This window comes from Sphaerisporangium dianthi (assembly GCF_042654065.1).
Taxonomy (GTDB): domain Bacteria; phylum Actinomycetota; class Actinomycetes; order Streptosporangiales; family Streptosporangiaceae; genus Sphaerisporangium; species Sphaerisporangium dianthi.
Window position 1 is genome coordinate 21,485 of the sequence record NZ_JBHSFP010000045.1, and the last position, 21,387, is coordinate 42,871.

Annotated in this window: 13 protein-coding genes; 4 read left to right on the top strand and 9 right to left on the bottom strand. The window is 73.8% G+C overall.

Annotated features, from left to right (window positions below):
- Positions 1 to 35: 35 nt before the first annotated feature.
- From ACFO60_RS37100 to ACFO60_RS37115, 4 genes are all read right to left on the bottom strand, one after another.
- Positions 36 to 1,055 carry an NAD-dependent epimerase/dehydratase family protein gene (locus ACFO60_RS37100; RefSeq protein ID WP_380850846.1) on the bottom strand — a complete coding sequence of 340 codons (1,020 nt, stop codon included), beginning with the start codon at positions 1,053 to 1,055 and terminating at the stop codon, positions 36 to 38.
- A gap of 211 nt (positions 1,056 to 1,266) precedes the next feature.
- Positions 1,267 to 3,495 (bottom strand): SulP family inorganic anion transporter, encoded by a 2,229-nt coding sequence (locus tag ACFO60_RS37105; protein WP_380850849.1) that lies wholly within the window; start codon positions 3,493 to 3,495, stop codon positions 1,267 to 1,269.
- Positions 3,496 to 3,627: 132 nt separating this feature from the next.
- Positions 3,628 to 5,685: a hypothetical protein gene (locus ACFO60_RS37110; RefSeq protein ID WP_380850852.1), complete on the bottom strand. Its 2,058-nt coding sequence runs from the start codon at positions 5,683 to 5,685 to the stop codon at positions 3,628 to 3,630.
- Positions 5,686 to 5,868: 183 nt separating this feature from the next.
- Positions 5,869 to 6,447 carry a YbhB/YbcL family Raf kinase inhibitor-like protein gene (locus ACFO60_RS37115; RefSeq protein WP_380850855.1) on the bottom strand — a complete coding sequence of 193 codons (579 nt, stop codon included), beginning with the start codon at positions 6,445 to 6,447 and terminating at the stop codon, positions 5,869 to 5,871.
- Between the two features lie 93 nt (positions 6,448 to 6,540).
- Here ACFO60_RS37115 and ACFO60_RS37120 point away from each other — a divergent pair, with 93 nt between their 5' ends.
- Complete coding sequence (locus tag ACFO60_RS37120; RefSeq protein WP_380850858.1) at positions 6,541 to 9,840, top strand: BTAD domain-containing putative transcriptional regulator; 3,300 nt, start codon at positions 6,541 to 6,543, stop codon at positions 9,838 to 9,840.
- Between the two features lie 58 nt (positions 9,841 to 9,898).
- Here ACFO60_RS37120 and ACFO60_RS37125 read toward each other — a convergent pair whose 3' ends face one another.
- Together ACFO60_RS37125 and ACFO60_RS37130 are read right to left on the bottom strand one after the other, a co-directional pair.
- Positions 9,899 to 10,711 carry an ABC transporter permease gene (locus ACFO60_RS37125; protein WP_380850861.1) on the bottom strand — a complete coding sequence of 271 codons (813 nt, stop codon included), beginning with the start codon at positions 10,709 to 10,711 and terminating at the stop codon, positions 9,899 to 9,901.
- Positions 10,708 to 11,691 (bottom strand): ATP-binding cassette domain-containing protein, encoded by a 984-nt coding sequence (locus ACFO60_RS37130; protein ID WP_380850864.1) that lies wholly within the window; start codon positions 11,689 to 11,691, stop codon positions 10,708 to 10,710. The genes ACFO60_RS37125 and ACFO60_RS37130 overlap by 4 nt, the downstream gene beginning before the upstream one ends.
- Positions 11,692 to 11,933: 242 nt before the next feature.
- Between ACFO60_RS37130 and ACFO60_RS37135 the strand changes: the two genes are divergently transcribed.
- On the top strand, positions 11,934 to 12,449 hold the full coding sequence (locus tag ACFO60_RS37135) for a PH domain-containing protein (protein WP_380850867.1): 516 nt from the start codon (positions 11,934 to 11,936) through the stop codon (positions 12,447 to 12,449).
- A gap of 401 nt (positions 12,450 to 12,850) precedes the next feature.
- Entirely contained in the window at positions 12,851 to 14,374 is a 1,524-nt protein-coding gene (locus ACFO60_RS37140) for a PH domain-containing protein (protein ID WP_380850870.1), read from the top strand.
- 258 nt (positions 14,375 to 14,632) lie between these two features.
- On the opposite strand, the gene sepH is transcribed toward ACFO60_RS37140, so the two are convergent.
- Positions 14,633 to 17,167: a septation protein SepH gene (gene sepH / locus ACFO60_RS37145; RefSeq protein WP_380850873.1), complete on the bottom strand. Its 2,535-nt coding sequence runs from the start codon at positions 17,165 to 17,167 to the stop codon at positions 14,633 to 14,635.
- Positions 17,168 to 17,795: 628 nt separating this feature from the next.
- Between sepH and ACFO60_RS37150 the strand changes: the two genes are divergently transcribed.
- On the top strand, positions 17,796 to 18,698 hold the full coding sequence (locus tag ACFO60_RS37150) for a hypothetical protein (RefSeq protein WP_380850876.1): 903 nt from the start codon (positions 17,796 to 17,798) through the stop codon (positions 18,696 to 18,698).
- 58 nt (positions 18,699 to 18,756) lie between these two features.
- On the opposite strand, the gene ACFO60_RS37155 is transcribed toward ACFO60_RS37150, so the two are convergent.
- Both ACFO60_RS37155 and ACFO60_RS37160 read right to left on the bottom strand, forming a co-directional pair.
- The gene (locus tag ACFO60_RS37155; protein WP_380850879.1) at positions 18,757 to 20,037 is read right to left on the bottom strand and encodes a D-arabinono-1,4-lactone oxidase; all 1,281 of its coding nucleotides are present in this window, start codon (positions 20,035 to 20,037) and stop codon (positions 18,757 to 18,759) included.
- A gap of 66 nt (positions 20,038 to 20,103) precedes the next feature.
- Positions 20,104 to 21,318, bottom strand: a complete 1,215-nt coding sequence (locus ACFO60_RS37160) for an MFS transporter (protein WP_380850882.1) — start codon at positions 21,316 to 21,318, stop codon at positions 20,104 to 20,106.
- Positions 21,319 to 21,387: the final 69 nt, after the last annotated feature.

Sequence of the window (21,387 nt, forward strand, 5' to 3'; positions counted from 1 at the left end):
ACCCCTCCACAGGGGGCGGGTGACTATGAACGGCGTCACTCCTCCGCACTAGCCCACGCCTGGAGGATGCGCGCCTCCTTGTCCGGCGCGATGCCATGCCGCCGCCAGGACGCGAAGCGGGCCTCCAGCGCGGCGTGGTCGCGGTCCTTGAGCCAGTCCCAGGTGTCGCGGACGGTCTCGGTCACCGGACGGCACCGCAACCCCGCGGCCTCGGCCTTGCCGCTCGACACGCTCCACACCGCCCGGTCGTCGGACTCCGCGGGCATCCACAGCGGCAGCTCGCTCCACGGCTGCACGTCCTGGTCGATGAGGAAGCGGTCGGCCACCCACACCAGCTCGGCCTGCGATCCGGTCACCTCGGCGCAGTCGGCCAGCCACCGGCCGAACGTGGTGTTCCCGGCGGGGCCCGTGACGAGGAACCGGTCGCCCACCCCCTTGGCCACCTGGTCGAGTGTGAACGTCGCGACGTCACGGGCGTCGATGAGCTGCATGGGCACCTCAGGGTCGCCCGGCGCGAGCACCCGGCCGCCGCGGGCGATGCGGCGCAGCCACGACGGCAGCCGGCCGACGTTCTCCCACGGGCCGAGGATCACCCCCGGCTGCAGGATCAGCGCGCCGCCGGTGAAGTAGCGTTCGACCGCCCGCTCGCACCCGGCTTTCAGCAGCCCGTAGTGGCCGTCGTCCGGACCGGCGTCCGGCGAGCATTCCCACAGAGGCGCCGACTCGTCGATCAGCTCCCCCTGCCAGTCGGAGATCGCCGAGACGCTGGAGATGAAAGCGTAGGCGCCCGCGTGGCCGGACAGGGCCTTGGCCGACTCGGCGACCACTTTGGGCGTGTACCCGCACACGTCCACGACCGCGTCCCACTCACGGCCCGCCGCGAGCGCCTCCAGATCATCGCGGGACTCCCTGTCGCCCCGGACGGCCGTCACGCCGGGCAGGTCCTCGCCCGAGCGACCCCTGTTGAACGTCGTGACGTCGTGACCCTGGCGCAGCGCCTCTTCCACGATGGCACGGCCGAGGAACGCCGAGCCACCGATCACAAGAATCCTCATGACGACCACTCTGACCCCGGACGGCCGCCGCACCGCCCGTTTTCACGATCAGCGGATCTTCCCCCTGGCCCCGGAGGGCGCCGTTCACCGAGAGCGCACCACCGTCGGCATCCACCGTCGGCGTGCCGTCGTCGCCGGGGGGATCCGCCTGACGACGCGCGGGCGCCGTCCGCCGTCGCAGGGTCCTTCCCGCGCCGCGGTGCCGGCGGCCTCAGCGCGAGCCGGCCGTCACCGGGGTGAAGCCCTGCCGGTCGAGGACGTGCACGCGGGCCGCGCCGATGTCGAAGTACAGGCCGACGAGCTGCAGCCGCCCGGAGTCCTCCAAGCGGGCGACCGACGGGTGGGTGCGCAGGTTGTCCAGCTGCTGGACGACGTTCACCCGGCACAGCCGGTCGAGCGGGTCGGCGTCTTCGGCGTCGGGGGCGGGGTCGGACAGGATGTGACGGGCGAGCGTGTGGTCGCCGTGCCGCAGCCAGTTCGTCAGGCCCGGCAGGCCCGCGATGTTCTCGCCCGCGCTGAGCAGCGCGGCCATCGCCCCGCACCCCGAGTGCCCGCACACCGTGATCGTCGAGACGTTCAGCGCCGCGGTCGCGTACTCGATGGCCGCCACCACCGAATCGTCGGGCGGGGCCGCGCCGTGCCTCGGCACCAGGTTGCCGATGTTGCGCACCGTGAACAGGTCGCCGGGCCCGCTCGCGGTGATCAGGTTGGGCACCACGCGGGAGTCGGCGCAGGTGATGAACAGGTGGGAGGGCTCCTGCGCGCGGGCCATGCGGTTCAGGAAGGGGCGCACCAGGGGAGCCGTCCGCCGCTGGAAGTCGGCGGTGCCGGCCAGCAGGTCGGGTACGGCGCCCTCCGAGTCCGTCTCGCCGTGGCCCGAGCGGGAGGGCGCCCACATCTTGCCGTGCAGCACCGGTATCCGCGACAGCGGACCGCCCCTCCGGTACGCCCGGGGCAGCCACCAGCGGTCCGGCGCGCGCGGCGGCGTCTTGGACGCCGACACGCGCGTCCCGCTCGCCGCCGTCGTGTACCACTGGTCGTGGATCTCGTCGATGGCGATGGTGCCGCCGGCGCGCTCGTACTCCAGGCGCCAGCCGTGCAGGGCCTCGAAGGCGGCGTTGTCCATGAAGTCGACGTTCAGGTCGAGGTCGACCGCCGCGCCCGCCGGGATGGCCCGCAGGCAGGACGTCAGGGACGGGACGCTCACGAACGTCAGCGACCCGGTCACCACCACGTGCCAGCGGTCGTCCGGCTCCAGCCGCACCTGGATCGACACCCGGGTCAGGCGCCGCAGGGCGAACAGCGCGGCCAGGCCGAGACCGATCAGCACCCCCTCGGCCAGGCCGATCACCACGACGGCGCCCATGGTGAGCACGTAGATCGGCAGCTCGCCGTGCCCGTGCAGGCCGCGCACGGTGCCCAGGTTGACCATGCGGACGCCGATGAAGACCAGCAGGGCCGCCAGCGCCTCGAGCGGGATGAGGGTGACGCTCCAGCCGAAGCACACCGCGAACAGCAGCACCCACCCGCCGTGCAGGGTCGCCGACCACCGGCTGCGCGCTCCGGCGCGCACGTTCGTGGTGGTGCGGACGATCACTCCGGCGACCGGCAGGCCGCCGAGCGCGCCCGACACCAGGTTCGCCAGGCCCTGCCCGGTCAGCTCGCGGTCGAGGTCGGCGCGCGGGCCGTCGTGCATGCGGTCGGCCGCCACCGAGCACAGGAGCGACTCGACCCCGGCGAGCAGGGCGACCAGCAGCACGGCGCCGGCGATGCCGTGCCAGTCGCCCGCCGGCAGCACCGGCGTCGCCCAGTCGGCGAAGCCCCGGGAAAGGTCGGCGCGCGCGACGTCCCAGCCCAGCACGCCGGCCGTCAGGGCGGCGATGGACAGCGCCGCCAGCGGGGCCGGGACCACGTTCGCGCGCGGCAGGCGCGGCCACAGCATGAGGATCGCGATGGTGAGCACGCCGACCGCCACCGCGTGGCTGTGGTTGTCGGCGATCTGCTTGGGCAACTCGAGCAGGTTCTCCACGGCCGACCTCTGCGGCTGCCCGCCGAGCACCACGTGGAGCTGCGAGAGGGCGATCACCACGCCCACCCCGGCCAGCATGCCGTGGACCACCGCGGGGGAGACCGCGAGCGCCGTGCGCGCCACCTTGAACGCGCCCAGCACGATCTGCAGCGCGCCCGCCATCAGGGTGATCATGCAGGTGGCGCGCCAGCCGTACCGGTGCACCAGCTCGGTCACCACCAGGGCGAGACCGGCCGCCGGCCCGCTGACCTGGACGACCGACCCGCCGAGCGGCCCGGCCACCAGGCCGCCGACGACGGCCGCGACCAGGCCCGCGACGAGCGGCGCACCGCTGGTGACGGCGATGCCGAGCGAGAGCGGCACGGCGACCAGGAAGACCACCAGCGAGGCCGGGAGGTCATGCCGGAGCACTGATCGAATACGCTGAGTCTTACCGCCGCCACGTTCCGTATCCCCGGTCATGATGTGACCCTACGACGCGGCGGCCCTGCGCCTGAGGCTTTGGCCGCCGCGTGTCACATCTTCCGGGGGAACTCTGGGTGATCAGCGGTAATAGTCGGGATAGTCGGTGTCGGCGGGGCGGCGGTGACCGCCGCGGGACGGCGTCGCGTTCGACGACTGGACGGTCGGATCGTCGGGGTTGTTCACCCCGTTGCCGTACAGCTCGCCGTACGACGGCCAGCTGCCACCGGTGTTCTGCCGGGGCGGCGCCCACGACGAGGAGGTGGCGCCGGAGGCGCGGTCGGGTTCGTGACCGCCTCCGCCGTAGCCCTGCCCCTGGCCGCCGGCCCCCGGGAGCGTGTCCTCGCTCCTGGACGGGCGCGCGGCCTGGGCGTCGTAGCCCTGCGGGCCGCGGGCGGAGCCGGCGGGCATGCCCGCCGGGGGAGTCGGCCCGTTGACGGTGTCGGAGTCGTCGATCACCGCCCAGCCCGGCCGCACCTCGTAGGAGGAGGTGCCGGGCGCCGACGGCGCCGGCGCGTACCCGTCGTAGGCGGGCAGCTGGTAGTCGGACGCCTTCCACGTCTCGTTGGACGACCCCGACGGCGGAGTGGGCTCGTCCAGGATGTCGTAGGAGCCGGTGGCGGGGTAGGCGGGGCGGGCCGGCCACGACTGCGCGGCGGGCGACTGCGCCGCCGCGGGCGGGGAAGCGGGGAACTCGCCGGTCGGGGAGTTCGCCGAGCCGGAGCCCGCCGAGCCCGCCGCCCCGAAGGAGCCGCCCGGGAACGAGCCCGTGCCCCGCGGGCCGCCCGCGGCGGGCGGCGTCTCATGCGAGCCGGTCGAGGAGCGGCCCGCGTCGAACGCGCCGCGAGGCGCGCGGGAGCCCTCCAGCGGGCCGGCAGGACGCGGACCGGACGAGGCCGGCCCTGCCTGGCGGGAGCCCGAGGAGGCGGGGCCGCCGGGCAGCGGGCCGCGAGAGGTGGCCGCGCCGGACACCGCGCCACCGGACGGCGCCCTGCCGGCGAGCGGGCTGCCCGAGGTCAGGGGATCACGGGACGAGAGCGGGTCGCGGGACGTCAGCGGGTCGCGGGAGGCGGCGCCGCCGGAGAGCGGACCGCTGGACAGCGGATCGTTCGCGAGCGCCCCGGTGGGGTGCGCGCCGGCGAGCGGGCCGGTGGCCAGCGGGTCGACGCGCGCCGGCTCAGGACGGCCGGAGGCGGCGCGCCCCGTGTCGGCGGGCCTGCCCGCACTTGTGCGCCTGCGCGGGTCGGCCGGCCGCCCGGGAGCGGCGGACCGGCCCGGATCGCCCGCGCCGGGCTCGGGACGCCGGCGGGGCTTCGCCCGGCCGGCGTCGGTGATGCCCAGCGGGTCCGCCGGGTCGGGGCGGGAACCGCGGCGGTTGCGCGAGGGCGCCTGCGAGGCGCCGATCGCCCCGAGCACGTCCGCGGCGGACGCGGCGGCGGGCGGCGGGGACGCCGGGGAGGACTGTCCGGGGACCGGAGCCGAGAAGGTGACCGTGCGGTCGGTGCTCCCCGCGGCCGCGGGGGAGGACGGCGCGCCGTTGCGGGCGGGCTCCACAAGCCCCGACAAGCCGGGCGACCTGGTGGGAAGGGGCGCCTGGACGGTGGCGGCGTTCGGGTCGGCCTCGTCCTTCTCCTTAGGCGCGGGAGGCTTGACGGCGGAGGAGCCCGGCGAGGCCAGGTCGGGGCGGCTCGCCCCGACACGGGCGGCGATCGTGCCGCCGAAGGCGCCGTCGTCCGCGCGGACGCGGGTCCAGTAGTCGTCGTCGTAGTCGTCGGCGTCGCCCCACTCGTCGACACCGCGCCGGCCGCGGGCGGCATGCTGCTTGCCACGCGGAGCCGGGCGCCCGCCGGGCCGTCCGGCCGGCCGGGCACCGGGCTTGCCGCCCCCGGGCCGCAGGCGCGCGGTGGCGCGCTCGGGCTCCTGGAAGGCGTCGAAGCCCTCAGGGAAGCTTTCGAAGAACGTTTCCTCGGCGGGGCGGCCGGGACGCTTGGCGGATGGGTCCTCCGCCTGCTTGGCCAGCTTCTCCAGGCGCTCGGGAGGGAGGTTGCTCTCGCGGCGGTTCATGGACCGCATGCCAAGTGCAACGACCACCAGCACGAGCAGCACGACGGCGACCAGGCCGAAAATGACCGCGATCATTGCACCACCTTCATGGCCATCGCCTTCCAGTGGCGCTGAGGAGACCGCGCGGCCATCGACGCGATCTGCCCTCGTTGACCACCTGCGCTCGAGGATTGCATCTGATTCTGTCCGACCACTATGAGCGTTGTCACACCCTACGAGAAGATCCGGTATCCATTACTACCTGCGGTGCTCAGCATGTCACTCGATGTGGGCCGCCGAGAGCCGTCCCCGCGCGATGGTGTGCTGGGCGATCTCTTCCAGCGTCGTGTGCAGCTCGGCGCCGTTCTTGAGTACGAGCTCGGCGTCCAGTGCGTACACGCTGAAACGGTAGGTGTCGTCAGGACGGCACGGGGGAGCGTAACCCACCTTGCCGGCCGAGGTGACCCCTTGCAGAGCGCCCCTGGGCACACTGCTCTGCGCGAGCTCGGTGGTGAGCGGGTTGATGTTGAACAGCACCCAGTGCACCTCCGCCGCTCCTTGCGCGTTGTTGGCGTCGACCACCAGGGCGATCGACTTGGTCTGCTTCGACGGCACGCCCGACCAGCGCAGCGGCGGATTGCCCGACTGCCCGGTGCAGGAGTACTCGGAGGGAAGGGGAGCCTCGTCGCGGAACCGCGGGCTCGAGACGCTGAGCCCGTCCAGTGAGTTGTCGGTGGGCGAGCCGCCGCCCACGATGCCGCAGCCCGTCGATGCCGCGGTCACCACCATCGCCGCGGCGACGGCGATGCGTCGGCGTCCCATGCGCCCAACCCGCACGGTGTTCATCGGCAGCCCCATGGTCGCTGATGCTACGCGGGTTCTGAGAGTGGCCTGACCCCATCGCCGGAATGGGCAGCGCCGGGAGGCCGTGGGATCGGCCACAATCGAAGCATGGATGCGGCGGCGCCCGAGACGCGCTTGAGCTTCGCGCTGCTCGGCCCGCTGGAGGTCGTTCACGACGGCGCGCCGCTCGCGATCGGCGGCCGCAGGCTGCGCGCGCTTCTCGCGTCGTTGCTGCTCAGCCCCGGTCGCACCGTGCCTGTCGACATGCTCGTCTCCGCGGTGTGGGAAGCCGACCCGCCGAGCGGCGTCGGCAACGCTCTGCAGGCGCTCGTCTCGCGTCTGCGTGCCGTGTTGGGACGCGATCTGGTGGCCGCCGAGGCGTCAGGTTACCGGTTGGTTATATCTCCGGATCAGGTGGACGTCCACCGGTTCGCCCGCCTTGCCGCCGAAGGTCGCGCCGCCCTGACCCGCGGGGACGCCGCCGGGGCCGCGCGCACCCTGAGGGAGGCCCTGGCGCTGTGGCGCGGCCCCGCGGTCGCCGACCTGGCGGGCGCCCAGGCGGCCGAGTCCGAGATCGCCCGTCTTGAGGCGTTGCGCCTGGCCGCCGCCGAGGACCGCGTCGAAGCCGACCTGCTGCTCGGCCGGCACGCCGACGTCCTGGCCGAGCTTCCCGCGCTGATCGCGGCGCACCCGTTGCGAGAACGGCCGCGCAGCCTGCTGATGCGTTCCCTGTACGCGGCGGGGCGGCGGGTCGAGGCCCTCGCCGCCTACCAGTCGGCCCGCGAGACCTTCGCCGACCGGCTCGGCGCCGACCCCTCGCCGGCGCTCGCCGACCTGCACCTGTCCATGCTCCGCGGCGAGCGCTCGCCCGCCCAGATGGTCGAACCCGACGCCCCCGCCGGCACGGCGAAGCCCGTCGCGTCCGCCGAAGCCCGAACCCCGGCCGGGGCCGGGGCGAGGCGGGGCAACCTGCGGGCCCGGCTGACGAGTTTCGTCGGCCGCGGCAAAGAGCTGCGACGCGTCGCCGAGCTGCTGGCCGACCACCGGCTCGTCACCATGCTCGGCCCCGGCGGCGCGGGGAAGACCCGCCTCGCCGTCGAGGCGGGAGAGACGCTCGCCGGCCGGATGCCCGCCGGCGTGTGGCTGGCCGAGCTCGGCTCGGTGCGCGATCCGGACGACGTGCCCCGGACGGTGCTCGCAGCGCTCGGCCTGCGCGACACCGGCCGCACCTCCGTGCTGCCGCATGGCCCCGCGCCCCTCGAGGCGGCGGATCCGACCGCGACGCTGGTGGCCGGTCTCGGCCCGGGACACCGGCTGATCATCCTGGACAACTGCGAGCACCTGGTCGACGCCGCCGCACGGCTGGCCGACCGCGTCCTCGCCGAGTGCCCCCAGGTACGCATCCTCGCCACCAGCCGCGAGCCCCTCGGCATCACCGGCGAGCTGCACTGGCACGTCCAGCCGCTCGACGACGAGCACGCGCGCAGCCTGTTCGCCGACCGTGCCGCCACCGCCCGCCCCGGCTACGTGCCGGACGGCGACGAGCGGGCGGTCGCGCGCATCTGCCGCGAACTGGACGGCATGCCGCTGGCCATCGAGCTGGCCGCCGCCCGGCTGCGCACCCTGTCCGCCGGGCAGATCGCCGACCGCCTCGACGACAGGTTCCGCCTGCTCACCGGCGGCAGCCGCACGGCGCTGCCGCGTCACCAGACTCTGCGCGCGGTCGTCGAATGGAGCTGGGACCTGCTGGACGAACGCGAACGGGTGCTCGCCCGGCGCTTCGCCGCGTTCGCCGGCGGCGCCGCCCTCGAGGCGGTCGAGACGGCGTGCTCGGACAACCTGCTGCCTCGCACGGAGGTGCTCGAGACGCTGGGCAGGCTGGTCGACAAGTCGCTCGTCGTCTATGAGGACCAGCGCTACCGGATGCTCGAGACCATCCGGGTGTACGCCGGCGAGCGGCTGGCCGAGTGCGGGGAGGAGCACATCGTCCGGCTCGCGCACGCGCGGTTCTTCACCGGCCTGGCCGAGACCGCCGAGCCGCGGCTGCGCCGGGCCGAGCAGGTCGAGTGGCTGGCCGCCCTGTCCGCCGAGAACGACAACCTCACGGCCGCGCTGCGCTGGGCGATCGGCGCGGACGACCGTGACCTCGCGCTGAGGCTCGTCGGCGCGCTCGGCTGGTACTGGTTCCTCATGGGGCGCCGCAGCGAGGGGGCGCGGCGGGCCGCCGAGGTGATGGCCCTGGTGGAGGACGCCGGCGACGCCGGCCCGCGCGAGCGCGCGGTGGCGCTGGCGGTCCAGGGCATCCTCATGGCCGGCGGCACCACCCAGTTGCTCGAGTCGAAGGACGTGCTCGAAAGGGCCCTGCGCCTCGCCAGGTCATCGGTGGCGCGCCCCTGGCCGGCGATCGTCTCGCTCGCCGGGCCGGTGCTGGGGCTGTTCGTCGACGACGCGCCCTCCCCAGGGCGGTTCCTGGCCGACATGTTCGACGACCCCGACCCGTGGGTGGTCGCCTCCGCCCATCTGCTGCGTGCGCACCACGGCTACAAGACCGGGCAGATCGCCGAAGGCGAGGCGGACGTCCGGGCGGCGCTGGAGGGCTTCCGCCGCGTGGGCGACCGGTGGGGCGTCAGCACGGCCATGGCCTCCCTCGCCGAGGCCAGCGCGCTGCGCGGCGACGACGCCGCCACCATCGCCACGATCAGCGAGGCGCTCACGCTGGTGGACGAGATCGGCGCCGTGGAGGACACCCCGTACATGCGCACCCGTCTGGCGCTGGCCCTGCACGCCTCCGGTGACCGGGGCGGCGCCCAGATGGTGCTGAACCGGGCACTGGACACCTGCCGCATCTCGGGCGACCGCATGGGGGAGGCCGGCGTGCAGAGCGTGCGCGGCGACTTCGCCCGAGAAGAGGGAGACCTGCGGCTCGCCAGGGTCTACTACGAGCAGGCGCTCGCCCTCGCCTCCGAAGAGATCGTGCCCGCGTCGTTCCGCGCCCTGCTGTACTCGTCGCTCGGGCTGCTCGCCGAGCAGTGGGACGACCTTGCGGGCGCCCGCGAGGCGCTCGCCGAGGCGCTGAGGCTCGCCCGGCAGACCCGCGACGGCGGCACGCTCGGCCTGGTGCTCATCGCCGTCGCCGGCCTGGCCGTCCGCGACGGCGACGCCGCGAGCGCCGCGGTGCTGCTCGGGGCCGCGGCGGGTGTGCGGGGCGTCGGCGACGTGGTCGGCTACGACCACGTGCGCATCACCGACGCCGCCGTCGCCGCGCTCGGACCCGAGGAGTACCGGCGCCGCCACGAAGACGGCGGCGCCGTGCCCCTCGCCCATCTCTTCGGCATCGCCGGACGGCACACCAGCCTGCCCTCTCCGCGCCCTCCCGCCGCCCTCACCCGCCTCCCCACCGCCGACTGACCCACCCCCCGCCCCACCGCCCCCGCAGGCCCGGCGCCGGGGTGGCCCTTTGGGGGTTTCAGCCGCGGGCGCGGAAGGCGCGCAGGGACAGCGGCGCGAAGACCAGGGCGATGCCCAGCCCCCAGACCAGCGAGATCGTCGCGTGGCCGGCCACCGGACCCCCGCTGAGCAGGCCGCGGACCGCGTCGGCCAGATGCGTGACCGGGTTGACCTCGACCCACCGCTGCAGCCACTCGGGCAGCGTGTCGGTCGGAACGAACGCGTTGGAGGTGAAGGTCAGCGGCATCATCACCGAGAACGCGATGATCTGCACCTTCTCGGGGTCGGCGGCCTTCAGGCCGATGAGGACCGACAACCAGGACATCGCCAGGGCGAACGCGAGCAGCAGCGCCAGCGCGCTCACCACCCCCGCGGCCCCGGTGTGGACGCGGAACCCGAGCACGGTGCCGAGACCGAGGAACAGGGCGAAGGCCCAGACCTGCTTGAGCGTGTCGGCGACGATGCGACCGGCCAGCGGCGCGGTGCGGGCGATCGGCAGGCTGCGGAGCCGGTCGAACACGCCCTTGCTGATGTCGGTGCTCAGCCCGATGGCGGTGGTCAGCGTGGCGAACAGCATGTTCTGCACCACCAGCCCCGGGAGGGAGAACTGCAGGTACTCGCCGGTGGACCCGGAGATGGCCCCGCCGAAGACGTAGGTGAACAGCAGCAGGAACATGATGGGCTGGACCGAAAGGTCGAGCAGTTCCATCGGGTTGTGCTTGATCTGCACCAGGCTGCGCCAGGCGAGCGTCATGGTGTGCCGGAGCGCGGCGGCGGGGCCGACGCGGCCAGGGATGGCGGGCATGGGCACGGCCTCGGTCAGCGTGGTCACGCGGACACCCCTTCCTTCTCCTTGGTCTCCGCCGCGGAGGGCTCGTCCTCGACGGCGCGATGGCCGGTCAGGGCCAGGAACACCTCATCGAGGCTGGACTTGCGCAGGCTCAGCTCGGAGGCGACCACCCCCAGGTCGTCGAGGCGGCGGACGATCGCCGGAACCACCTTTGGATCTTTGACGTTCACGGTCGCCAGGCCGCCGGTCACCTCGGGACGGACGCCGATCACGTCGGTGATCACGTCGGCCACCAGGTGGAGGTGCTCGCCGAGCAGCGGGCGCACCTGGAGGACCTGGGCGCCGGTGGTGGCCTTGAGCTCGTCGGAGGTGCCCGCCGCGATGACGCGGCCGTGGTCGAACACCACGATGTCGTCGGCCAGTTCGTCGGCCTCCTGGAGGTACTGCGTGGTGAGCAGCACGGTGACGCCCTCGGCCATGAGGCCGCGCACGACATCCCACAGTTCGGTGCGGCTGCGCGGGTCGAGACCGGTGGTCGGCTCGTCCAGGAACAGCACCTGCGGCCGCCCCACGAGACTGGCCGCCAGGTCGAGCCGGCGCCGCATGCCCCCGGAGTAGGTCTTGGCGGCGCGGCCGCCGGCGTCGGTCAGGTCGAACCGCGAAAGCAGCTCGGCGGCCCGCTGACGTGCCCCCGCACGCGACATGCCGAGCAGGCGGCCGATCATCATCAGGTTCTCCACACCGGTCAGCGTCTCGTCGACGGCGGCGTACTGACCCGTGAGGCCGATCAGGGAACGGACCTTGTGCGCCTCGCGGACGACGTCGTGACCCCCGACCGTCGCCCGCCCCGCGTCGGCTCTGAGCAGGGTCGCGAGGATGCGCACGGCCGTCGTCTTGCCCGCGCCGTTGGGACCGAGGACCCCGAGCAGCCGCCCTTCGGGGACCACCAGATCGACCCCGTCCAGCGCTCGGGTCTTGCCGTAGTGCTTCACCAGGCCTTCCGCCTGGACCGCATATCGCATCGCTTCGCTCCTTGGAGAAGGGGGAAAGGCGGTCACTCTCGGCTCGCGGGTCCGGGTGACTGGCCACAAGTCTGCTGCACGGCGCTGACATTTCTCTGAGGCCCGGTCGCCGCCCGCCGTCAGCGGCTGACAGATCGCTGACATGGCGCCCGGATCAGGCGCTCACCCACGGTCGCGGGGAACCCGCGCGGGCGCCGCGCCCGCGGCCTCCACCGTGGGGGTGATCTCGTTAGGCTGGGGGCGTGACTGCTCCCCTGCGTGATCCCGCCCACCGCGTGTCGCGCCGCGCGATCACGCTGTGGCTGCTGGAAGCGATCGTCGGGTACGCCATCCTCGTCGGGGGCACCGCATTGGGGGCGTCCCTGATCTCCGGCTCCGACTGGTCGTGGGTGCCGATCTGGATCCGTGAGCACATCTGGTGGCTGCCCGTGGCGCTCGGCGTCGTAGAGCTTCCGTTCGTGGTGATCGAGCCGTTGTGGCGGTTCGCCGTGCACCGCTGGGAGTTCGCCGACGACGTCGTCTACGCCCGTTCCGGGTGGTTCAGCCGGCAGTGGGTGTTCGTGCCGGTGAGCCGCATCCAGACGGTGGACAAAGAGCAGGGCTGGTTCGAGCGCCTTCTCGGCCTGGCGACGGTGGAGATCCGCACGGCGTCCTACGCCGGGTCGTCGTCCATCAAGGGCCTCGACTTCGCCGTGGCCGCCCGGCTCGCCGAGGACCTCGCCCACCGCGCCCACCAGCTGAGGGACGACGCCACATGACCGAGGACAGCACTCCCGGCGACGACGCCCGAGACCGCCTCCCTCCTCAGGCCCCCACGAAGCGCGACCGCCCCCCGGAAGCCCCCCTCGCCCCGGCACCCCCCTCCACTCCGGGGCACCCCTCCGCTCCGGGACACCCTTCCGGTTCGGGACACCCTTCCGGTTCGGGGCAGCCGTCCGATCCGGAGCAGCCTTCCGGTCCGGGACACTCCTCCGCTCCGGAGCAGCCGTCCGAGGCGGGGGCAGTGTCTGCGCCGACTTCTGGGACGGAGGCGGTGCCCGCACCTTCTGAGGCGGGGCGTGGTCCTGGACCTGGGCCGGACGTGAGACCTGGGCCGGAGGAAGGGCCTGGACCTGGGCCTGGGCCTGGGCGTGGGATGGGCGGGGGCGCGGGGTGGGACGTGCCGTCGCGGCTGAGCCCGCTGATCCTGCTGATCGATCCGGTTCGCCTGCTCCCGTCGCTGTTCCTGCCCCTCGCCGGAGTGCTGTTCGTCGGAGGCTTCTCCTCGTCGTCGTTCATCTGGGCCGCACTCGGCATCGTCGGCTCCGTCGGATACGCCGCTGTGCGCTGGGCCACCTTCACCTTCCAGATCGCCGGCGACCGGTTGGAGCTCACCCGGTCACTGGTGAGCCGTTCGGTCAGGACGATCCCCCTCGACCGGGTCCGGGGCGTCGACGTCACCACGCCGCTCATGCACCGCCTGCTCGGGCTCGCGGTCGTCCGCATCGACACCGGCGCGGGCGGGAGCGACAAGCAGGAGGGCGAGCTGAACGGGCTCCCGCTCGCCGATGCCGTACGCCTGCGCGAGGTGCTCCTGCGGCGGAGCCGGGCCGTGAGGCGAGGCGGCGCCACGGCCGAGGCGTCCACGGGCATCGCCGGAACCGGGGGAACCTGGGGAGGGACGGCGCGGCCGGACGCCGATCCGGCTTCCGTGCGGGCGTACCGGTCCGGCGCGGAGGCCGAGCACGTCTACGCGCAGGTCCCCTGGCGCTGGCTGCTGTACGGCCCGTTGTCCGGAGCGTTCCTGTTCACTCCTTTCGTCCTTCTGGGCGGCGCGATCGGCCTGGTGTTCCAGTGGGGCGGTGAGTTCGGCCTGAGCGAGCGCTCCGCGATCAGTGTGGGGGAGTGGCTGTGGCACCACCCGATCCTGCTGGTCCTCGTCGCCGCCGCGCTGGTGCTCATGATGCCGGTGGCGGGCGCGGTCATGTACACCGTCCTCAACTGGCACTTCACGTTGCGCCGGCGCGGGTCCTCGCTGGTGGCCGAGCGCGGGCTGATCACGCGGCGCAGCGTGGCGCTCGAGCACGACAGGATCAGGGGCTACGAGATCGCCGACGGCGTCCTCGAGCGGCCGGCGAAGGTCGCGCGGCTCTGGGCGATCGTCACCGGCCTCGGCGACTCGCGGACACGAGGCCAGCTGCTGCCCGTCGCGCCGCGTGACTTCGCCGTGCGTACAGCGGCCGAGGCGATCGGCCCGTTCGAGGCCCCGCTGCGCCCGCATCCTCCGAAGGCGCTGCAAAGGCGGCACTTCCGCGCCGTGGCCCCCGGCGTCGCCGTCGCCGTAGCCGCCTTCCTGCTCGGCTGGTCCGTGGTCTGCGTCCTCGGGCTCATCGTCGCCGCGCTCGGCGTCCCGCTCGCGTTCGATCGATACCGCTCGCTCGGCCACGCGTACGACGGTGCCCGGCTCTCCATGCGGTCGGGGTCGCTACCCCGCTCGCAGGCGGTGGTGGAGCGCCGGGCCGTGGTCGGCTGGACCCTGCGGCAGACCTGGTTCCAACGGCGCGCCGGCGTCCTGACGGTCATCGCCGGTGTCGGAGCCGGCAGCGGCGGCTATTCCGCGATCGACACAGGTGAGGAGCAAGGCGTCCGGTTCGCCGCCGAGGTCACCCCCGACTGGATCGCGCGGTTCACCACCGAGACCTGATGCCGGGGCCGATCGTCGCCGCGAGACCTGCCTGCCGGGAACCGGCGGGCGTTGGGTGAGGTGCCTTGTGCGCCGGGTGGTGGCGGGTGGGCGATGAGTCGTCCGCGCTTCGGGTGCGGCGCCGGCCGTGACGTTGAAGCGGGGGTGTCGCGCATGCGAGGGCGGACTTCAGGGGGTGCGCCGGTCGTCCTGCGGCAGGCTCGCCGGCTGCCAGGCCGGTGAACGTGCCGCAGGACGGGTGTCGCCGCGCGGGGCTGATCAGTCTTGGCGCCGGGCGCCGAACATGATCTCGTCCCAGGTCGGCACGGAGGCCCGGCGTCCACGGGACCCCTTGCGCGCGGGCCGAGGCTTGGGCGCCTGCGGGGGAACGGCGGGCTCGGCGGCCTTCGGCTCCTTCTCAGGCTGCTCGGCCTTCTCGGGCTCGGCGGCCGCCGCGGGCCGGTCGGGCATGTCGCCGCTGGTGCGCGCGGCTGGGACGGCGACCGCGGCTTCCTCGGCCTCGGCCTTCCTGGCGGCCGCGGCCTTCTTCGGGGAAGGGGCGGGCCGCGCGACGGGAGCGGCCGAGGGCGCGGGCCGTGCCACAGGGGCCGCGGGCCGCGCGGCGGGGGCGGGCCGTGCCACCGGCGCCGCCGAGGGCGCAGGACGCGCCGCCGGGGCTGCCGAGGGCGCGGGACGCGCGACGGGAGCGGCCGAGGGCGCGGGCCGTGCCACCGGAGGCGCGGGCCGTGCCACCGGAGGCGCGGGCCGTGCCACTGGAGGCGCGGGCCGGGCGACAGGAGGTGCCGGGGTGTCGTGACGCGCGGCCTCGGGCTGAGGCGGCTCGTCGCCGGCGGGAGCCTGCCCGGTGGTGGAACCCTCCGAAGCCGTCGCCTCCGTGACCTCTGTCTCCTCCGGCGCGTTCGGCGTTGTCGCGGTGCCCTGGGCGGCAGGCGCGGCGGGTTCCGGGCTCGGTTCGTCGACCGGGGCGGCGGGTGAGGCCGCAGCGGGTTCCGCGATGGTCGCGGGCTCCGCGGTGGCCGTCGTGCCCGCGGCGGCCGGCTCACGGAGAGAGGGCTCGGCCGGCTCGGTGGCCGCCGGGGCATGGACGTCGCCCGATGCCGTCCGCTGGGGGCCGTCGGACGCGGCGAGCGGCGCGAGGTACGGCTCGACCGGTTCGTCCGCGCGCGGCCCGGAAGGCTGGGCGTGACGGGCGGCGGGTTCGGAGGCGCGCTCCGCCGAACCCTCGAACGTCTGCCGAGCGCCCGGCTCGGCGTCCTGCGGGTGTTGCTCGGACGGGGCCTGCGCATGCTCGGGCCGGTCCTGGAAGTGCTGCTCCTGGGCGGGACGCGCGTGCTGGTCCGACGCGGGCGCAGGGGCATTGTGGCCGGTCGCCGCGGCGGCGTACCGACCGCCCGCGGACGAGTCCTCGCCCCTCGCCGGGGCGGGGTCGCGGACGGCGGCCGGCTCGGCGGGGCGCGGCGGGGCGGGCTCATGGAGGTAGGCCGCGGGCTCGGCGGGACGTGGCACGTCATGCGAGCCCTGGCCACCGGTTTCCGCTCGCAGGCCGGAGTGGCCACGGTCGGCGACCTCTCGCGGGGCGGAATGGCCGTGGTCGGCGTTCTCACGCGAGGTGAGGTGGTCGTGGCCGGCGTTCTCACGCGGGGTGAAGTGACCGGGGCCGGTGGCTTCCTGAGGGCCGGGGTGAACCTCGGCGGCCTCGCGGAGGCCGGAGTGACCGGGGTCGGCGGGCTCGTGGTGGCCGGGCCGGGCCGCCTGCCGTGCGGCCTCGCGCTGGTCGGTGTGGACCGGCTGGTGAGCTTCGCGCGGCTGCGGGTGCGCCGGCCGCGAGAGGTCGCGCTGGTCGCCGTAGGAGGGCTGAGGAGCCTCGCGCTGGTCGGCGTGCGCGGACTGGGAAAGGTCGCGGAAGTCCCGGAGATCGGCGCGGGCAGGCTGGGCGGGCTCGGCGTGCGCGGGCAATTCCGCGTAGCCGTGGTCCGGGTGGCTCCGCGCGGACTCGGGGTGGCTCCTCGGGGGCTCGGCGTGGCCTCGCGCGGGCTCGGGGTGGTTCCGCGGGGGTTCGGCGTGGCCGCGCGAGTGGTCCGGGAGGCCGCGGGAGTCGTGGCGCGCGGTGCCGGGCAGGGGAGCGGAGGCCTCGACCGTAATGGCCGGGACCGGCGCGAGCTTGGCGGCGAGCCTCGGCACGAAAGGCGTCACCGTGGCTTCGTCGGACGGCTCGACGTATTCGGCGGCCGACAGCCGCAACGCCTCGTCGTCGTAGGGGGTGACATGGCGGCGCCGCAGGTCGAACAGCCATTCGGCGCTGCGGGTGTGACCGTTCCACACGAAGCCCAGCCTGATGCGCCACAGGCCGTCGTCGCGCTTGCAGGAGTCCCAGTCGATCTCGTCGGCGGGCACGCCGCGGCGGCTCAGCCGCTCGGTCACCAGCTCGCCGAGGGTCGGTCCAGGGGTGGACTCTCCGGGCAGCCGCACGGCGACACGCTGGGCCTGCTGCGCGGTGTACTCGCGTTCTTGTAGAACCGGTCCCTCGAACCAGCGGACACGCTCCACCGGAATACCCGCGGTGGCGGCGATTTCCTCCGCGGTCTCCCCCGCACGGATGCGGGCTTGGATCTCCTTGGGGCGCAACGGACTCTCCACTTCGATCTCGTACTGGCCGAGACGGGAGAAGTTGCCGCGGACCGCCGCCCGGAGCCGTTCGTCGACGGGAAGCGTGAACCGCGTACCCCTGCCGGCCGTAGCCAGCACGAGGTATGTTCCGTCCTCGCTCACCGCGACGAGTCGGAGCTCCTGCATGCGAGTCCCTTCGTCGTCGTGCTCAATCTTCCCCCGGACCCTTGAGTCTCTCGCGTGAGCCGGTTGCCTGCCAGCACCGTACCCGGCATGTCCGAACATCGCCTTCCTCAAAGACGGGGGAAGCGATGAGAGGCGGTTCAAATGTCGCATTCACCCTATCCACCGGCTGCTCGATATGCAGCAAACGGGGTTAGGCGTCCTCCCCAGATTCTGGCGAATCACGCGCCTCGATACCCGCCACTTCACGCAACGGACATCGGAACGGCCTCAAATCGGTTGTAGAGGCGCACGTCAAGGTCGTGTTCCGCCCCTGGAGGGCGGCCCTGGCGCCTGGGAGGCCGGACGAGGACGGCGGCCGGCTGACGGTCCGCGTCGAGGACGCTGGGCGCGGCCGATCGGCGGTTGACCGGCCAAAACCGGAGGGAATGGTTGTTTCTCCGCAGCGCGGATAGAAGCGATGCGGCGGTGTTCCGATCTCCCGGGCAGGCGCCGTGAGGCGTCCAGCGTGACGCGCGGTCTCGCGGCGCCGGTGCCGCGAGGCCGGGCGATGCACGACCGCCGATGGAGGTCCGGCGGTGACAAGGCCGCCGGTGGACGCGGGTCGACGGATGGGCGGGCGAGTAGACCGATGGGCGACAAGGAAACGCTGGACCTCAGCGCTCCGCAGATCGTGGGCGGCGCGCTGGCGGCGGCGACGGCGGCCGTGGGGGCGTCCTTCCTCGGGGTTCATGGGACGGTCATCGGGGCGGCGCTCGCGAGCGCCGGCACCACGGTCGGCAACGCCATCTACACCCACTACATCCACCGCACCAAGGACCGGCTCAAGGAGGCGCACGAGCTGATCGTCGGACAGCGGGAACGCGACGAGATCGCCGAGCAGACCCAGGAGACGGTGATCGCGCGGGCCGGAGAGGAAGGGCTGGCCACGGCGGTGCACGCCACCGTCCGCGAGCACGGCCCCGCCGACCTGCCCACCGGCGCCGGCGACCCGGTGCCGCTGACCGGGCGGGCCGAGGACCTGCCGCCGTTGCGCAGGGAGGCCGGGCGCAGGCCGCTCTGGGTCACCATGATCGTCGCGGCGGTGGCCACCTTCGCGTTGAGCATGGGCGGGATCCTGGCCTTCGAGCTGGTCAGCGGCAGGCCGCTGAGCGCCACCGTGCACGGCACGCAAGGGTCGGGCACGAGCTTCGGCGGAACGGTGTCGGACCAGAGGGAGCCCTCCCCGGCGCCGTCCGCCACCGGCGGGTCCGGGACCGGTCCGGCGAACGGGCCCTCGGCGAAGCCCACCACGGACGAGTCCGGTCAGACCGGACAGCGCTCCGAGGAGCCGTCGATCGAGCCGTCGGCCGCCGCGTCGCCGGAGAGCACGGGCGGCACCGGCGAGGCGCCGACCGCCGACCCGGACACCGCCGACCCGGACACCGGCGGCCAGGGCCGCCAGGGCGGTTCGGACGGCGGGGCCGGCAGCGGGTCGGGAAACGGGGCGGGCGGCGGAACGGGCGGTCCGGTGTCACGGACGGCACGGGGCTGATGTCCCGGGGACGGGATGCTCGGTGGGCCGGACGCCTCCGGGCGGAGGGGGGCGGCGGTCAGCCCAGGACGGTGGTCAGGTAGTCGTTGGCGAACAGGCGGCCGGGGTCCAGTTCGTCGCGGAGGGCGGCGAAGTCGGCGAAGCGCGGGTAGACCGTCGCGAGATAGGCCGCGTCCTGGGTGTGCAGCTTCCCCCAGTGCGGGCGCCCGCCCAGCCGGGTCATGATCGATTCGACGCCCTCGAAGTACGCGGGGTTGGGCGTCGGCCGGTAGACATGGCAGGCGACGTAGGCGGACTCCCTGCCGTACGCCGTGGACAGCCAGGCGTCGCTGGCCGGGGTGACCCGCACCTCGATGGGGAAGGTGATCAGCCAGCCGCTGAGCTCGACGAGGTCGCGGGTCTCACGCAGGGCCTGGCCGAGGCGCTCGCGCGGGATGGCGTACTCCATCTCCAGGAACCGCACGTTCCGCACGCTGGTGAAGACCTTGTAGGCCTTGTCGGTGTGGCAGGAAGGGGAGAGCGCGCCGGCGGAGATGCCGTTCAGCGCCGGTATGGCGCCCGGGAAGCGTCCGCCGACCGCGCACAGGGCATGGAACAGCGTGTTCTCCAGGAAGACGCTGTCGAGCCAGTGACGGAAGGCGCCGGGCGGCGCGGCGGGGCCGGGCGATCGGTTGTTGCGCTTGGTCAGGCAGGTGTCGGTGTGCGGGAGCCAGAAGAAGTCCAGATGCTCGTTCTCGCGGGTGACCTGGTCCAGGGAGTCGAGCATCTCGCTGAGGCGCATCGGCCGCCGGTCGCTGCGCAGCAGGAACGACGGCTCGACCCGGAAGGTCACGGCGGTGAGGATGCCGAGCGCGCCGAGGCCGACGCGGGCCGCGTCGAACAGGTCGCCGCCGGAGACCGTGGTGATCGATCCGTCGGCGAGCACCATCTCCAGCTCGACGACCTGGTCGGCGAGGCCGCCGACGTCGCGGCCGGTGCCGTGGGTGCCGGTCTGGATGGCGCCCGCCACCGTCTGCTCGGTGATGTCCCCCATGTTGGCGAGCGCGAGCCCGCGGCGGTCGAGCTCCTCGTTCAGCACCCGCAGGGGTGTGCCGGCCGCGACCCGCACCCGGCCGTCTCCGGCCTCCTGGACGCCGGTCAGCGCGTCCGGCCGCAGCAGGATGCCGTCGGTGAGCGCCACCCCGGTGAAGGAGTGCCCGGTGCCGGTCATGCGGATCCGCAGGCCGCGCGCGGAGGCGTCTCGCACGGCTCGGGCCACCTCGGCGGCGGAGGCGGGGGTGCGGATCTCGGCGGGGGTGGCGGACTGGTTACCGGCCCAGTTGCGGAAGACGGCCTTCATGCACGAGCACGATAATCATGGGGCAGGCCGAAGACCAGATATGCGAGCACCTCTCATGTGCGGCCGTCAGGCGGCGGGGGAGGGGGCCTCGGAGTGGCCGGTCTCGGGCGTGCGCAGCCAGGTGTTCCCGCCGATGCCGATCACCACGGCCAGCAGGGCGCTCGCGATCGAGAACGCGTAGGCGTTGGACGCTCCGAAGGAGTCGGTCAGCCGTCCCCCCGCCCACGCGCCGATCGCCACGCCGAAGCCCACCGCCGTGGAGATCCACGACATGCCCTCCGTGAGCAGGTGCCCCGGCACCAGCCGCTCGATCAGCGCGTACCCGGTGATGATCGTCGGCGAGATGGCCAGGCCCGCGAAGAACAGGCCGATGGCCATGACCTTGACGTCCCCGATGAGCAGGATCGGCGTCAGGCCGGCGGCGAACACCGCGAGGCCGCGCATGAACCGCTGACGCAGCGAGATGCGCCAGTGCCGGAACCCGTACCAGAGGCCGGAGACCATGCTCCCGCCCGCGAACGCTCCGAGCAGCAGGCCCGAGGCCGCCTTCACGCCGCGGTCCTCGGCGAACGCGACGGTGATCAGGTCGACCGAGCCGAACACCGCGCCCATCGCGAGGAACACGCACGACAGCAGCGCGACCCCCGGGATCATGATGGGGGTGCCGGACTGCGCGATGTCCGGTCGCACGGGCGGCTCGGTGGCGCGCTGCAGCGAGAAGGCCACCGTGCCCACGACGGTGGCCACCAGCGCCAAGATCAGCCCGGCGTACAGGTTCACCATCGTGGTCAGGCCGGTGACCAGCGCCGGCCCGGCCACGAATATCACCTCGTCGGCCACCGACTCGAACGAGAACGCCGTGTGCAGCCGGGACGAGCGGCCGAGGATGTGCGACCAGCGCGCCCGGACCATCGAGCCGAGGGAGGTGGCGGCTCCGCCGACGACCACGGCGCTGACGAAGAGCGTCCACATGGGCGCGCCGAAGGCCGTGCACAGCATGAGCGTCACCAGCGCGGCACCGTGCAGGAGCACCAGCGGCATGAGTACCCTGGCCTGGCCGAAGCGGTCGACCAGCCGTCCGGACAGCGGGGCGGCGACCGCGAAGGCGATGGCGACCGTCGCCGAGATCGCCCCGGCGGTCGCGTACGAGCCGGTGAGGGCCGAGATGAGCAGAACGATGCCGATGCCGAGCATCGACATGGGCATCCGCCCGACGAAGCCCGCGACCACGAAGCCTTTGGTGCCGGGCGCGCTGAACAGCTCTCGATACGGCCCGACCACGATCTCGCCCCTTTCGCACGCCCCCGGCGCACGTCCTACGGTGTCTTCCCACCCTCGCGCACAGTCGAG